The 14,080-nt window shown below is 65.5% G+C and carries 13 protein-coding genes; 5 read left to right on the forward strand and 8 right to left on the reverse strand.

The window, feature by feature from the left end:
- The first annotated feature begins 19 nt into the window (after positions 1-19).
- A complete protein-coding gene (locus ACVIW0_RS20360) occupies positions 20-790 on the forward strand; it encodes a glucose 1-dehydrogenase (RefSeq protein ID WP_461353936.1) in 771 nt (256 codons plus the stop codon).
- 69 nt (positions 791-859) lie between these two features.
- On the opposite strand, the gene ACVIW0_RS20365 is transcribed toward ACVIW0_RS20360, so the two are convergent.
- The 3 genes from ACVIW0_RS20365 to ACVIW0_RS20375 form a co-directional block, all read right to left on the reverse strand.
- Positions 860-1,636, reverse strand: a complete 777-nt coding sequence (locus ACVIW0_RS20365) for an outer membrane protein (RefSeq protein WP_461353937.1) — start codon at positions 1,634-1,636, stop codon at positions 860-862.
- Positions 1,637-1,834: 198 nt separating this feature from the next.
- Positions 1,835-3,079: an FAD-dependent oxidoreductase gene (locus ACVIW0_RS20370; protein WP_461353938.1), complete on the reverse strand. Its 1,245-nt coding sequence runs from the start codon at positions 3,077-3,079 to the stop codon at positions 1,835-1,837.
- 72 nt (positions 3,080-3,151) lie between these two features.
- Entirely contained in the window at positions 3,152-4,672 is a 1,521-nt protein-coding gene (locus ACVIW0_RS20375; RefSeq protein WP_461353939.1) for a caspase family protein, read from the reverse strand.
- Between the two features lie 228 nt (positions 4,673-4,900).
- Between ACVIW0_RS20375 and ACVIW0_RS20380 the strand changes: the two genes are divergently transcribed.
- From ACVIW0_RS20380 to ACVIW0_RS20395, 4 genes are all read left to right on the forward strand, one after another.
- Positions 4,901-5,854: a helix-turn-helix transcriptional regulator gene (locus ACVIW0_RS20380; protein WP_461353940.1), complete on the forward strand. Its 954-nt coding sequence runs from the start codon at positions 4,901-4,903 to the stop codon at positions 5,852-5,854.
- Positions 5,855-6,067: 213 nt separating this feature from the next.
- The gene (locus ACVIW0_RS20385) at positions 6,068-6,700 is read left to right on the forward strand and encodes a helix-turn-helix domain-containing protein (protein ID WP_461353941.1); all 633 of its coding nucleotides are present in this window, start codon (positions 6,068-6,070) and stop codon (positions 6,698-6,700) included.
- A 427-nt stretch (positions 6,701-7,127) separates the two neighbouring features.
- Positions 7,128-8,621 (forward strand): DEAD/DEAH box helicase, encoded by a 1,494-nt coding sequence (locus tag ACVIW0_RS20390; RefSeq protein WP_461353942.1) that lies wholly within the window; start codon positions 7,128-7,130, stop codon positions 8,619-8,621.
- A gap of 207 nt (positions 8,622-8,828) precedes the next feature.
- On the forward strand, positions 8,829-9,896 hold the full coding sequence (locus ACVIW0_RS20395) for a GGDEF domain-containing protein (RefSeq protein ID WP_456755014.1): 1,068 nt from the start codon (positions 8,829-8,831) through the stop codon (positions 9,894-9,896).
- 52 nt (positions 9,897-9,948) lie between these two features.
- Here ACVIW0_RS20395 and ACVIW0_RS20400 read toward each other — a convergent pair whose 3' ends face one another.
- From ACVIW0_RS20400 to sufD, 5 genes are all read right to left on the reverse strand, one after another.
- Positions 9,949-10,431 (reverse strand): TfoX/Sxy family protein, encoded by a 483-nt coding sequence (locus tag ACVIW0_RS20400; protein ID WP_461353943.1) that lies wholly within the window; start codon positions 10,429-10,431, stop codon positions 9,949-9,951.
- Between the two features lie 149 nt (positions 10,432-10,580).
- Positions 10,581-10,970 carry a HesB/IscA family protein gene (locus ACVIW0_RS20405; protein WP_461357381.1) on the reverse strand — a complete coding sequence of 130 codons (390 nt, stop codon included), beginning with the start codon at positions 10,968-10,970 and terminating at the stop codon, positions 10,581-10,583.
- A gap of 168 nt (positions 10,971-11,138) precedes the next feature.
- Entirely contained in the window at positions 11,139-11,510 is a 372-nt protein-coding gene (locus ACVIW0_RS20410; RefSeq protein WP_461353944.1) for an SUF system Fe-S cluster assembly protein, read from the reverse strand.
- Positions 11,507-12,754: a cysteine desulfurase gene (locus ACVIW0_RS20415; RefSeq protein ID WP_461353945.1), complete on the reverse strand. Its 1,248-nt coding sequence runs from the start codon at positions 12,752-12,754 to the stop codon at positions 11,507-11,509. The genes ACVIW0_RS20410 and ACVIW0_RS20415 overlap by 4 nt, the downstream gene beginning before the upstream one ends.
- Positions 12,751-14,073 (reverse strand): Fe-S cluster assembly protein SufD, encoded by a 1,323-nt coding sequence (gene sufD, locus ACVIW0_RS20420; RefSeq protein WP_461353946.1) that lies wholly within the window; start codon positions 14,071-14,073, stop codon positions 12,751-12,753. Before sufD ends, ACVIW0_RS20415 begins: the two co-directional genes overlap by 4 nt.
- Between the last annotated feature and the right edge of the window lie 7 nt (positions 14,074-14,080).

Consider the following 14,080-nt stretch of genomic DNA (forward strand, 5'->3'; position numbering starts at 1 on the left):
ACCAGAGCGGATAACAACAATGAAAAACGGACAGTTTGATCTCTCGGGCCGGGTCGCGATCGTCACCGGCGGCAATGGCGGCATCGGGCTCGGCATGGCGCGCGGACTGGCGGATGCCGGCGCCGCGGTGGCCGTGGTCGGCCGCAACGAGGCAAAGTCGAAGGCCGCCGTCGAGGATCTCGGCAAGCGCGGCGTCAAGGCGATCGCAGTGGCAACCGACGTCACCGACAAGGCCGCGGTCGCGGCCATGGTCGAGCGTGTCACAGGCGAACTCGGCCGCGTCGACATCCTGGTCAACAATGCCGGCATGAGCATCCGCAAGCCGCCGCACGAGCTTGAGCTCGACGAGTGGAGCAAGGTGATCGACACCAACCTCACCAGCGCCTTCCTGTGCTCGAAGGCGGCCTATCCGGCGCTCAAGGCGTCGGGTCACGGCAAGATCATCAACATCGGCTCGATGATGTCGATCTTCGGCGCAAGCTTCGCGGCGGCCTATGCCGCGAGCAAGGGCGGCATCGTCCAGTATACCCGCGCCTGCGCCAATGCCTGGGCGCCCGACAACATCCAGGTCAACGCCATCCTGCCGGGCTGGATCGACACCGACCTGACCAGGGGCGCGCGCCAGCAGGTCGCCGGGCTGCATGATCGCGTGCTGGCCCGCACGCCGGCAGCGCGCTGGGGCGTCATTGACGACTTCGCGGGGATCGCCGTGTTCCTGGCGTCGCCGGCGTCTGACTTCGTCACCGGCACAGCGATCCCGGTCGACGGCGGCTATTCGGTCATGGTCTGAACCTTCAGCCCAAAACACAGGAGCCCCGGCTAGCCGGAGCTCCTGCATCCTGTTCGCCTCGGTGTAAACTCAGTAGCGCGCGATGACCGGCGCGTCGAACTTGTAGTTCAGGCGCACCACCGCCCACTGAATGTCGCGCGGCTTGGCATCGAACGTATAGGTGCCCGCCGCGGTGCCGGCGAGCTGATAGGTCTGGCGCTCGAAGGCCGCGTAATTGTACTCGACGCCAACGGTCCAGTTGCGGGTGATGCCGTATTCCCAGCCGCCGCCGACGGTCCAGCCGCTGGCCCAGTGGGTCTGGCTGCCGGAGCCGGTTGCCGGCGGAAGGTTGTCGACGACCGAGAGGCGGTTGTTCACGCCGGCATAGCCGCCCTTAAAATAAAGCAGGTTGTTCTGGATTGCGTAGCCGGCACGGCCGACGATCGTCGCCATCGCATTCGAGCGCCAGCTGAACTGATCATCGCGGCCGAGGCCGAACACCGTGTTGGTGACGCGGCCGGAATTGTCGAGCGCCGAGATCGTGCCCTCGACACCGAACACGAAATTGTTGGCCTGCCAGTTGTAACCGATCTGACCGCCACCCATGAAGCCGGAGCCGCGCTGGCGGAATCCCTGCCCCGGCGCGAGATCGCCGAACAACGTGGTGTTGGCGCTGTTGACCCACTGCTCGTTGGTCCAGGCGCCACCGAGATGGCCGCCGAGATAGAAGCCGGCCCAGTTGTAGATCGCCTCCACATAGGCCGGCGCCTTGCTGTATGGGCGGGCGGCAAGATCGGCCGCCGAAGCGGCGCTGACGCCGAGCGCCGTGGTCACGGTCAACGCGGCAATGAATTTGGCATGAGACACGGTGGCACCCCCAGGTTGTCTGATGGCCACCAGCATTCCCAGAGAGACCCTTACCAAAAGCAAACCGCGGGAACCGGCAGCGCGGAATCGGTGTCGGCCGATTTCGAATCATGTCCCGCTGTTGCAACCGCGCAACTTCGAACCATTGTTTTAAGATGCTGTTATCCCTAATAAATTCCTCTCAGTTCTGCGCGACCGTCAGCCTGCGACGGGCGAATGGACATGCTCCGGCCGCACCCCGACGGCGACCAGACGGGCCGTCAGCCCCTGCAGCCAGGGCGTCGCGGTGATCAACCGCAGCGCGAACGGCACCGGCTGATCGCCCCCCTTCAGCGCCGCGCTGATGATGTTGTCCTGCGCGACCACCTGCATGCGCTGCGTCAGGCGCACCGGGAATTCGCGGCGGCGCCGCACCGCATCGAGCTCGTCCTCCGACGGCAAGCCCTGCACGAGCTTCGCCGCCAGGATGTTGGCGGTGGCGACCGCGTCCTGCACCGCGAGATTGACCCCGACGCCGCCGATCGGCGACATCGCGTGCGCGGCATCGCCGATGCAGAGCAGGCCGGGCCGGTTCCAGCGCGTCAGGCGATTGATCGCGACCGTGAGCAGCTTGACGTCGTCAAAGCTCTTCACGTCGCCGATGCCGGGCGTGAGGATCGGCGCCAGCCGCAGCACGTCGTCGAGCAGCGCTGGCAGTCCCCTCGCCTTCACGGCCTCATATTGTCCCTTGGCGATCACATAGGCGCATTGCCAATAGTCGCCGCGGTCGAACGTCACCATCATCTTGCCGTGGTCGATGCGGGCGAACAAATTCTCGGTCTCGTCGCGACGCCGCCCGACGCGAAACCACAGCACGTCCATCGGCGCGCCGATCTCCTCGACCTCGAGGCCGGCGCGCTCGCGCACGATGGAATGCCGGCCGTCGCAGCCGATGGTCAGATCCGCCGCGATCTCGATCGGGCCGTCAGGCGTGGTGACGCGCACGCCGGCAACCGCATCGCCGCGCCGGATCAGGTCGGTCGCCTCTGCGTTCATCAGCACCTTCAGCGAGGGAAAACGCGTGCCGCTCTCGCGCAGGAAATTGAGGAAATCCCACTGCGGCATCATCGCGATGAAGGGATATTTGACGCTGAGGCGGCTGAGATCGGCGATCCGCACCGAGGTGCCGCCGAACATGCCGTCGAGCTTCTGGATATCCTGGTGCGGCAGCTTGAGGAAGCCGTCGATCAGGCCAAGTTCATCCATCACCTGCAAGGTCGAGGGATGCACGGTGTCGCCGCGGAAGTCGCGGAAGAAGTCGGCGTGCTTCTCCAGCACCACGACGTCGACGCCCGCGCGTCCGAGCAGATAGCCGAGCATCATGCCGGCCGGCCCGCCGCCGACCACGCAGCAGCGGACCTTCATCTGACGCGGTTTCGATCCTGCCGGATTGCCTGCATCCATGATGCCATCCTTGCCGCTGCCTCGCCCGTCAGCCTCCGACTGTAACGCGGATCGGACGACAAGGACGCAAAGCTATCGCCTGAACGTCTTGATTTCCGACACGCTGCCGTCGCGATAGGTCAGCTCGACTGAAACCGACTTGGTCTGCGGCGCGAGCTTCAGATAGGGCTGCGCGTCGGACGGGATCGCACTGGGATCGCGCTGATTGCAGGGGGGCATCTTCAACACCTTGTCCGGCACCGCGCTGTCGATGCCGATCCGCACTTCGCGGATCGCGCAGCGATACGACATCAGATGGGTGTAGTAGACCAAGAGCCCGTTGAACTCGCGGAACGACAGCCAGCTCGTCGCGGTCATGTCGAGGATTTTGCGCTGGTCGCGGATCAGCGCGGCGTCGGGATCGAACTTGATCGGGAACGGCCCCTGCATCTCGCCCTGGCTATCGACATAGCGCAGCTCGATCGTCGCCGCCGGCGCATCGGCCGGCAGCTCGATCGAGGGATTGGGCACCCGCTTGCGCGTGCGCGGATCGAGCGTGTCCGTGAAGCCGGTTTCGCGGAAGTCGCCACTGTCGCCGATCCGCCAGGAAATCCCGAGCGTCGGATCGGCGATCGAGAACACCACGGTCCAGCCGCCATTGTGCCGCGAGAAGCTCGCGATTGGCGCGTTGATCGAGTCCTCCTTCGGCAGCTTCGGCACCGAGACCGGCGGCAGCGCGGCCACCTGCTGCGGCGCCGCGGACGGCTTGGCCGCCTCGGCCTGCGCCTTCGCCTGTTCCCTGGCCTGTTCCCTGGCGATCCCGTTCAGGAAGACGTCGTCGACCATCTGGTCGAAATAAACCGGGATCTGCTTGTGCTTGACGGTCTCGGCCATCTCGCTGACCAGACGCCGCGTGCGCTGCGCGACCTGCACCAGGTTCTCGCCGGGCTGCAGCAACTCCTTGGCAAAGGTTCGCGTGAACACCGAATTGGGATTGGCATCGTCGTTCGAGAGGCGGTCGAGCGCGGTCTGACGCGGCCCCGCCGAGAACACCGAGAACACGCCCTCGGGCAACTGCGTCATCGGCGCCAGGCCACCACCGCCGGCAACGGCGCGCGTGCCGGCCCGCTCGAACGGATTGTTGCGGCAGGCGTCGAACACCAGGATCGAGGTCCGCGCCTTCTTGTTCTGCAACCGCTCGATGATGCGGTCGGCGAGAACCGAGGCGTCGCGCACCAGCTCCTCCTGGCCCTCGGTCGCCGCAGGCACATCGGTCGGCAGCAGGAAATTCTGGCCGGCGATCTCGAAACCGTGACCGGCATAGAAGAAGAACGCGGTGTCGCCGGGTTCCACGGCGCGGTCGAAGGCGAGCAGCGCCTCGGAGAACGCCTGCCGGTTCAGATTCTCGGCCACCATGACGTTGAAGCCGAGCTGCTTCAGCGTATCGCCCATGGTGCGGGCGTCGTTCACCGCCTTCTGCAGCTTGGGCACATTGCGGTAGTCGTTGTTGCCGATCACCAGCGCGACGCGCTTTTCGGCCTGGGCAGGCGCGGCCGATGCGACAAGAGCGACCGCCAACAGGGTCGCCGAAAGGACCGAAAGCCAGCTCTTCATCCCAAATCCCGCCTGCCCGCCAAATGCGCCGCTCGTGCGACCGCCGCCTAATAGTCGGATCAACCGTTTGGCCGGTTCAAGGCCGGCCCATGTCGGACATGTCCCGCCCCCGCCAGGCCACCATGGCGCGGTCCGTCCGCCTCAGGTCAAGTTTCTTTTTACGGCCCGCGTGATAGATTCGGGCCTTCACTCCGGCGCGAGCTCTCCACAGGTCCCAAGGGCTTTTCCGTGCACACATGGTCCACCGATCAAGTCGATCCCCGGGATCGCTTCGACTATTGGCGCGAGGTCCGCGCCAAGGGGTTGTTCGGCGTCACCGCCGAGCTCGAGCCCGACCGGCGCCGCGACTTCTTCGGCGAGTTCTCGCTGCGCAAGCTCGGCGATGCCGGGCTGGTCGAGCTGCGCGCCTCGCCATACCGCGTCGAGCGGCGCGCCGGCGATATCGCCGATGCGGCGAGCGACAGCCTGTGCATCTACCAGCAGCTCGGCGGTGGCGGCTGGTTCGGCGGCGCCCGGCTCGATGAGTTCGCGGTGCGCGATGGCATGTTCGCGACCAGCTATTCGGACCTGCCCTACCGCACCGTTCCGCTGCACGATGACGGCTTCCACCTGCGCATCATCAAGATTCCAGTGGCGAACATCGTGCCGCCGGGTGCCGAGTTCGGCGAACTCGTCCCCAGGCCGGTGCAGGATGCGAGCGCGCTGCGGGCGCTGCTGGAATCCTGCTTCCGCGACCTCGTCGAAAGCAACGCCGCGGCGGCCATGGACGCGGCCCCGATGCTTCGGGCGCTCGCCCATCTCGCGCTGATCGAGCGCGGTCAAATGCGACCGAAGAGCCGGCTCGCCCAGCAGGCGTTGCGCACCGCCCATCTGTCGCTGGCCCGCCGCCTGATCCGTCGGCATCTCTCGAGTGCGGCACTGACGCCAAGCCTGATTGCCGGACTGCTCGGCATTTCGGTCCGTCACCTGCACATCCTGTTCGCGGAGACGGAGAACAGCTTTTCCGAGACCGTCACCGCGCTCCGGCTGGCGCAAAGCCGCCGTCTGCTCCGCGAGCAGCCGAGGCAGACGATCGCCGAGGTCGCCTTTGCCTGCGGCTTCGAGAGCCTTGCGACGTTCTATCGCCTGTTCAACGCGTCCGAATCGATGACGCCGGGCGACTACCGGGCGCGACCGGCCTGAGCGCCGATCCGGGGCCGGCTGGTGCTCCGTTTCCCCTGCATCTCGTTGGATTCAGATCCGTGCTCCTTGACGCGAAATGATCAGCCTGCGCGCATTGAGAAGATAATTTCCGTCGACTTCGCCAGAACCGCGCTGGCGCTTCGCCCGGACCAGGCACAGCCAGTCCCGTCACCGGCGACGCGCGCTCTCAAGCAGAGCGAGGGGTCATGCACGGTGCGCGGTAAGTACGAGGATCAAGGCTCGGAGGCATCATCCACCGGCCCGGCGCGCCTGATCGGACCGAGCGTCGTGGAGCTGCACGCGGATCAAACGCCGACCCTCGAGGCGGCGCGCCACGGTGCTTCGGCGATCAGCAATCGCGGCTGGGCGCCGTTGCTCGAAGCCTGCCTTGCCGACTTCAGGGAGGCGACGGAGGCCGGCGATAACGCGTGCATTCCTGCGCTGGTCAAGATCGTGGCCGACCTCGCACTGATCGAGCGCGGCGCGATCAGACCGGGCAGCCGCCGCGCCCAGCAGGCGCTGCGCGTCGGCCGGCTTAGCCTCGCGCGCCGCCTGATCACGCGTCACCTCGCCAAGCCGGCGCTGTCGCCGGGCATGGTCGCCGAGATGCTCGGCGTCTCGATCCGCTACGTGCACGTCTTGTTCGAGGCGACGGGCGCGAGCTTCTCGCAGACCGTCACTGCCGAGCGGTTGCGCGAAAGCCGGAGGCTGCTTCGCAAAAAGCCGCCGCGACCGATCGCCGACGTCGCCCTCTCCTGCGGGTTCGGCAGTCTCGCCACCTTCTACCGGACCTTCAGCGCATCCGAAGGCCTGTCGCCCGGCGAGTACCGGGCTGCGGGCCGCTAGCTGCGGCGGCGGCCCGCTGAAGCCCTGGCCGAACGCCGGCCACCGCCGCCGGCTCCTTTGCATGGGGTTGTTTTTCGATATTTGACAACGGGCCTCTCGGCAAGGCTGGTGCGGGGGCCCCGCTGGGCCTCCTCACCGGATCCGGAGCAGTCGATTCATTTGACCGCCAAATGACGGAAATGACGGTTATTTTGGCGAAAACGTTAAGCTTTTTGGGCTTACCGGCTGGTTCCAAGATTGACTTTACCGGTTTCGCCCCTATGTTGCGAGGCAACGCGGCCCTCGGATCGAAACGCGATTCGTCAGGTTTGCCGTCCGTCAGCGTTAGTCAGAGCCCCCGAGCTTTATCAAAAAGCGAGCCGTTTCGGGGCCGAACGCGACAGCCTTTTACCTTCGATTCCGAACGGCGGTGTCGACCAGAGGCTCAATGTCTTTTTCCAATCTAGGCCTGTCCGATAAGGTCCTCGCCGCAGTTGCGGCCACCGGTTACACCAACCCCACTCCCATCCAGGAACAGGCAATCCCGCACGTCCTCGCCCGGCGCGACGTCCTCGGCATTGCCCAGACCGGCACCGGCAAGACCGCTGCCTTCGTTCTCCCGATGCTCACCCTCCTCGAGAAGGGCCGCGCCCGGGCGCGGATGCCGCGCACCCTGATCCTTGAGCCGACCCGTGAGCTTGCCGCGCAGGTGAAGGAGCAGTTCGACAAATACGGCGCCGGCCAGAAATTGAACGTGGCGCTGCTGATCGGCGGCGTCTCATTCGGCGACCAGGACTCCAAGCTGATGCGCGGCGTCGACGTGCTGATCGCAACGCCCGGCCGGCTGCTCGACCACACCGAACGCGGCGGACTGCTGCTCACCGGCGTCGAGTTGCTGGTGATCGACGAGGCCGACCGCATGCTCGATATGGGCTTCATTCCCGACATCGAACGCATCTGCAAGCTCGTCCCGTTCACGCGGCAGACCCTGTTCTTTACCGCGACGATGCCGCCGGAAATCAGCCGCATCACCGAGGCCTTCCTGCACAACCCGGCCCGGATCGAAGTTTCGAAGCCCGCAACGACCGCCGTCACTGTGACGCAGTTGCAGGTTCCCGCCGGCCGCGAAGCGCATGACAAGCGCGAGATCCTCCGCCGCCTGCTGCGCGATGCCAAGGACCTCAACAACGCGATTATCTTCTGCAACCGCAAGCGCGAAGTCGCGGTTCTTCACAAATCGCTGCAGAAGCATGGCTTCAGTGTCGGCGCGCTGCACGGCGATATGGATCAATCGGCCCGCACCGCCGCGCTGGATCAATTCCGCAAGGGCGAGATTCCGCTGCTCGTCGCCTCCGACGTCGCCGCTCGCGGCCTCGACATTCCCGCCGTCAGCCACGTCTTCAATTTCGATGTGCCGCACCACCCCGACGATTACGTCCACCGCATCGGCCGCACCGGCCGCGCCGGGCGCACCGGGACTGCGATCTCCATTGTCACCTCGCTCGATAGCAAGTCGATGACCGCGATCGAGAAGCTGATCGGCCAGCCGATCCCGCGCGCCGAGGGCGACTACGCCGTTCACGGCGACGCCTCCGACGAGGATACCGCGCCGCGCCGCTCGCGCGGCCGCGAAGGTTCGCGCGATGGCGGACGCGGCGGCCGCAAGCCGCGCCGTGAACGCGAGCCGCGTCACGGTGAACGCGAGGCGCGTCACGGCGAGCGCGAGCCGCGTCTCGACCAGGAGCCCCGCCAGGAGCGTGCAGCCAAGCCGGAGCGCGAGCCGCGCCACGGCCGCAACTCGTCACCACAGGCTGCCCCATCGCACGTACCGTCGATCGGGCGCGCCGAGCCACGCCGGCCGCAGCGCGAGGTGGACCAGGAGCCCGCCGACCATTCGCACCTGCCCGCCTTCCTGCTGCGACCTGTGCGCGCACGCGCGTAAGGCTTGTTCGATACCGCCGCACCAGCGGCGGTATTCAGGAGGATCACCGGCGTTTAAAGTAAATGCCCGCGGTTTCGCCTTTTGGGTGCACGAATCCCCGTAGTTCCACTGTTTACCTTGCCTTCATTCTCGTCCCGTACCCTCCCGCCAATAATTTAGTCATTGCTGCCGGGCATGACCGGCATGGCGTGCATTAAGGACGCAACAGTGGTCAAGCTGCTGGACGAACACGAACGTACGTTGGCTTTTGCCGAAGTCGCGCTTGGTCAGATCCGCTCGCTTCGCCAGACCGCCGTCCCCCGCAACTATGAAATCTGGTACGTCTACGCGACCGGCTACAACGCACCGCTCAACAAGGTCATCAACGAGACGCTGGCGCGCAGCGGCAAGCTCTCCGAATCCGATCTCGAGCAGATCTACGAAACCTATCTCTCGCACATCAAGACCTCGGACCGCATCGACAAGGTCGGCGCGCGCGTCATCGGCGAGATCGATGCCGTCATGCGGCTTATCACCGATGCGCTCGGCGTGTCCGCGACCTACGACGCGAGCCTCGTCGGCGCCAGCGACCGCCTGTCGACGGCGACCACCCGCGACCAGATCAAGACCATCGTCGAGGGGCTGGCCAGATCGACGCGCGAGATGCGCGAGACCAACCAGGCACTGGAGAACCGGCTCGCGCTGTCGAAGTCGGAGATCAGCGATCTGCAACACAGCCTCGAGGCGATCCGCGCCGAGAGCCTGACCGATCCGCTCACCGGCCTAGGCAACCGCAAATATTTCGATCGCTCGATCGACATGGCGGTGCAGACCGCACTGGCCAGCGGCGAACCGCTGTCACTCTTGATGTTCGACATCGATCACTTCAAGTCGTTCAACGATTCCTACGGCCATCTCACCGGCGACCAGGTGCTGCGGCTGGTGGCACAATCGCTGAAGCAGAACATCAAGGGCCAGGACATCACCGCCCGCTATGGCGGCGAGGAATTCGCGGTCGTGTTGCCCAACACCGCGCTGCGCCAGGCGCTGACGGTCGCCGACCACATCCGTCGCGCCGTGATGGCCAAAGAGCTGAAAAAGAAGTCGACCGGGGAAATCCTCGGCCGTGTCACGATCTCGGTCGGCGTCTCCATGCTGAAGCCCGCCGACGACACGGATTCGCTGATCGAACGCGCCGACGCGTGCCTCTATGCCGCGAAGCATGCCGGCCGCAACCGCGTGATCTGCGAGGCCGATCCGGAATACAGCGCCGAGTCCCAGACCCGCGTCGCGTGATCCGCTTTGCAGGGTGGGCAAAGGCGCATGGCGCCGTGCCCACCTCCTCTAGCTAGCGCGACGTGCGATGGTGGGCACGCTTCGCTTTGCCCACCCTACGCTTCGATTTGGCGGCACGCTTCTTCGCTACGCCCTGCTTGGCCGCACTCTTCTTCGCAGCAGCCACCTTCGCCGGCGCTTTCGACTTCACCGCAGCACGCTTCCTCGGCCGCTTGCGCAGCGCGGCGCGCTGGGCGGCGCCGAGCGCAAGGCGCGCCCACACCGCGAGCTCCTCGGCATCGTCGAACAGCCGCGCCGGCAGCTGCCAGTAGGAGTTCACCGTGACGGTCTTCGAACTGGTCTGGTATTGGAACGGCTTGGAGCCCTCCGCCTCGAATTGCGGGATGGTCTGCTCGTCGGCGCGGAAGTAGAGCCCGGCCCGCAAGGCGAGCGCGAAATTGGTGCCGTCAGCGGAGATGCCGTAGCCGGAGAACATCCGGCGCAGTGTGACCGGGCCGAAATCGACGAACAGGTCGGTGAGAAATTCACGGTCCATGTGCCCACCCTCATTCCAGCGCGACCGGGCACGCCTGCCGCAGCCTGTTGGTGTGCAGTATGGTCGACGAATCCGTCGACGCGCAACGATGGTGGGTACCGGACCTAAAGGGGGGCTCGCGATGCCACGCCTTCGCGGCGCGGCAGCGATCAGACCGTGGCGGGCTTGAGCTGCACCGATTCGCCGCAGCCGCAGGCGGAGACCTGGTTCGGGTTATTGAACACGAACTGGGCCTGCATCTTGTCGGCCACGTAGTCCATCTCGGTGCCGAGCAGGAACAGCACAGCCTTTGGATCGACCAGGATCTTCACGCCCTTGTCCTCGACCACTTCGTCGCTTGGACGGATCTCGTGGGCGTATTCGACGGTGTAGGATTGTCCGGCGCAACCGCCGTTCTTGATGCCGACGCGCAGACCGACGATCTCGGAATCAGCGCGCTTGGTCAGCTCGGTGATCCGCTCCGCCGCGGCATCGGTCAGCCGCATGACCTGCGGGCGCGGCCGCTTCGGCTTGGCTGGGGTCGGTGAAGCTTGCGTCATGTCACTCATGTGGTTAGTCCCAGCGGCAAGTCAATTGCCTGATATTGCGAGGTTAAGCTCGATCCTCTCAGAGCTTGATCCGAATCCGGATCAACCTCTTCTCCCTTTGTTGGTCGCGTTTTCTTGACGCGAACCGGCAGCCACTTCGCTCGAAAACGCTCCAGCGCATCACCACATATTGAGGACGAGGCGCGCCTCGTCCGACATCCGGTCCGGCGTCCAGGCCGGATCCCAGACCAGATTGACGTTGACGACGCCGACGCCGGGAACACTCGCCACCGCGTTCTCGACCATGGTCGGCAGTTCACCCGCGGCAGGGCAGTTCGGCGTGGTCAGCGTCATCACGATGTCGACCGAGCGGTCGTCCTTGAGGTCGACCTTGTAGATCAGGCCGAGCTCGTAGATGTCGGCCGGGATTTCCGGATCGAACACCGTCTTCAGCGCCGCGACGATTTCGCCACTCATGCGCTCGGTCTCCTCCGCCGGCAGTGCCGAGGTGGTTTCCATGGAGGCTGTCTTGACTTCGGCTGTATCGGTCATGCGAACAATTCCCGCGCCTTGATCAGCGCCTGCGCCAGATGGTCGACTTCTTCCCTTGTATTATACATCCCGAAGGATGCACGGCAGGTGGCCGTCACGTTGAACCGCTCTAAAAGCGGCATCACGCAATGGGTACCGGCACGCACCGCGATGCCCTGACGGTCGATCACGGTCGCGACGTCGTGGGGATGCGCGTCCTTCATCTCGAAGGAGATCACCGGGCCCTTGTTGCGGGCGGTTCCGATCACGCGCAGCGAATTGATCTCGCGCAGGCGATCCTGCGCATAGGTGAGCAGGTCATGCTCATGCGCGGCGATGCGCTCCTTGCCGATCGAGTTGACGTAATCGATCGCGGCACCGAGCCCGATCGCCTCGACGATCGGCGGCGTGCCGGCCTCGAACTTGTGCGGCGGGTCGCCATAGGTGACCCAATCCTTGGCCACTTCGCGGATCATCTCGCCGCCGCCGTTGAACGGCCGCATCGCCACCAGAAGGTCGTGCTTGGCATAGAGCGCGCCGATGCCGGTCGGGCCATACACCTTGTGGCCGGTGAAGGCGTAGAAATCGCAGTCGAGGTCCTGGACGTCGATCGGCAGATGCACCGCACCCTGCGCACCGTCGACCAGCACCGGAATGCCGCGGGCATGAGCCAGCCGGATCACCTCCTTGACCGGAACCAGCGTGCCGAGCGCGTTCGACATCTGGGTGATCGCGACGATCTTGGTGCGCGAGGTCAGGAGCTTCTCGAACTCCTCGATCAGGAAGTTGCCTTCATCGTCGACCGGCGCCCACTTGATGACCGCACCCTGGCGCTCCCTGAGAAAATGCCACGGCACGATGTTGGAGTGGTGCTCCATGATCGAGAGGACGATCTCGTCGCCCTCCTTGATGTTCACCCCGCCCCAGGACGATGCGACGAGGTTGATCGCCTCGGTGACGTTGCGGGTGAAGACGATCTCCTCGCTGCGGCGCGCGTTGATGAACTGCGCGACCTTGCCGCGGGCGCCCTCATAGGCCTCCGTCGCCGCATTGGCGAGGTAATGCAGGCCGCGATGCACGTTGGCGTATTCGCTCTTGTAGGCCTCGGTCATGCGGTCGAGCACCGCATTCGGCTTCTGCGCCGAGGCCGCGTTGTCGAGATAGACCAGCGGCTTGCCGTAGATCTGCATGGCGAGCGCCGGGAAATCCTGCCGCACCAGCGCGACGTCGTAAGAACCGTTGGCGACCGCCTTGTGCATGCTCACGCCCTCGCTTCCAGCCAGCGCTGCGCGGTGGCAATTGCGACCTCGCGCAACGCGTCGCTGGCAATGGTCTCGATCGCCTCGCCGACAAAGGCCTGGATCAGAAGCGCTTGCGCTTCCTTCTCGGGCAGTCCGCGGGCGCGCATGTAGAACAGCAGGCTCTCGTCGAGCGCACCGGTGGTCGCACCGTGACCGCAGGTGACGTCGTCGGCGAAGATCTCGAGCTCCGGCTTGTTGTCGGCCTCTGCGTCGTCGGACAACAGCAGCGCGCGGGTCATCATCTTGGCGTCGGTCTTTTGCGCGTCCGGACGGACGATGATGCGGCCCTGGAATACGCTGTGGGCGCGGTCGTCGACGACGGCACGGAAGATCTCGCGGCTCGCGCAATGCGGCACCGCGTGATCCATGAACAGCGTGGTGTCGGCGTGCTGCTTGCCGTTGATCAGGTTGACGCCGTTGGTCTCGACCTTGGAGCCCTCGCCGGCGCATGTGATCGTCAGCTGGTAGCGGCTGACATGACCGCCCGAGGTCAGGCTGAAGGTGTTGAAATGGGCGTGCGCGCCGAGCGACACTGTCGCCGAGGAGATGTTGAAGGCATCGATGCTGTCTTCGACCAGGCGGACATGATCGAGCCGCGCATTGTCGCCGATCGCGACAATCAGCCCGTCATGGGTCTGGTAGGCCTTGGCGCCCTCGCCGGCCAGATGGCTCTCGACCAGCGTGACGCCAGCATCGCGGCCGAGCCGCAGCAGCGAGCGCGTGAACATCGCGGCCGGCGTAGCGCCCGATGCGACGTGCACGATGTGCAGCGGCTGGGTCAGCACGGTGCCGTTGGCGATGTCAATGACAACGCCGTCGGTCGCCATCGCACCGTTCAGCGCGATCATCGGGTTGGAGACGTCGGTCGCGATGGCCTGCGCGGACAGCGCGCCATCGCCGGCGTCCAGCACTTCGCGCAGCGGGCGGATGCTGAGGCCTTTTTCCAAGCCACCGAGATCGGAGAGATTAGCCGCGAACGCGCCATCGACCAGCACCAGCCGGCGCACGCCATCGATCGCGCGCAGCTTGACCGCGGCCGCGGCACGACCCAGCGCCGCTGCATCCGGCGCTGCGGCCAGCGGCAGCACCTCGCGCATCAGCGCGCGCAGGTCGGTGTATTTCCAATCCTCGATCCGGCGATGCGGCAGCCCCGATCGCTCGTAGGCCTCGAACGCCTGGCGGCGCTGATCGGCGATCTTGCCCTTGCCCGGCAGACGGTCGCGCGCGACGGCGAATGCATCGCCCAGCGCGCGCCCGGTCTCGGTCTTTGCGACAACGTTCATCTCAAAA

Source organism: Bradyrhizobium sp. USDA 4454 (assembly GCF_054822705.1).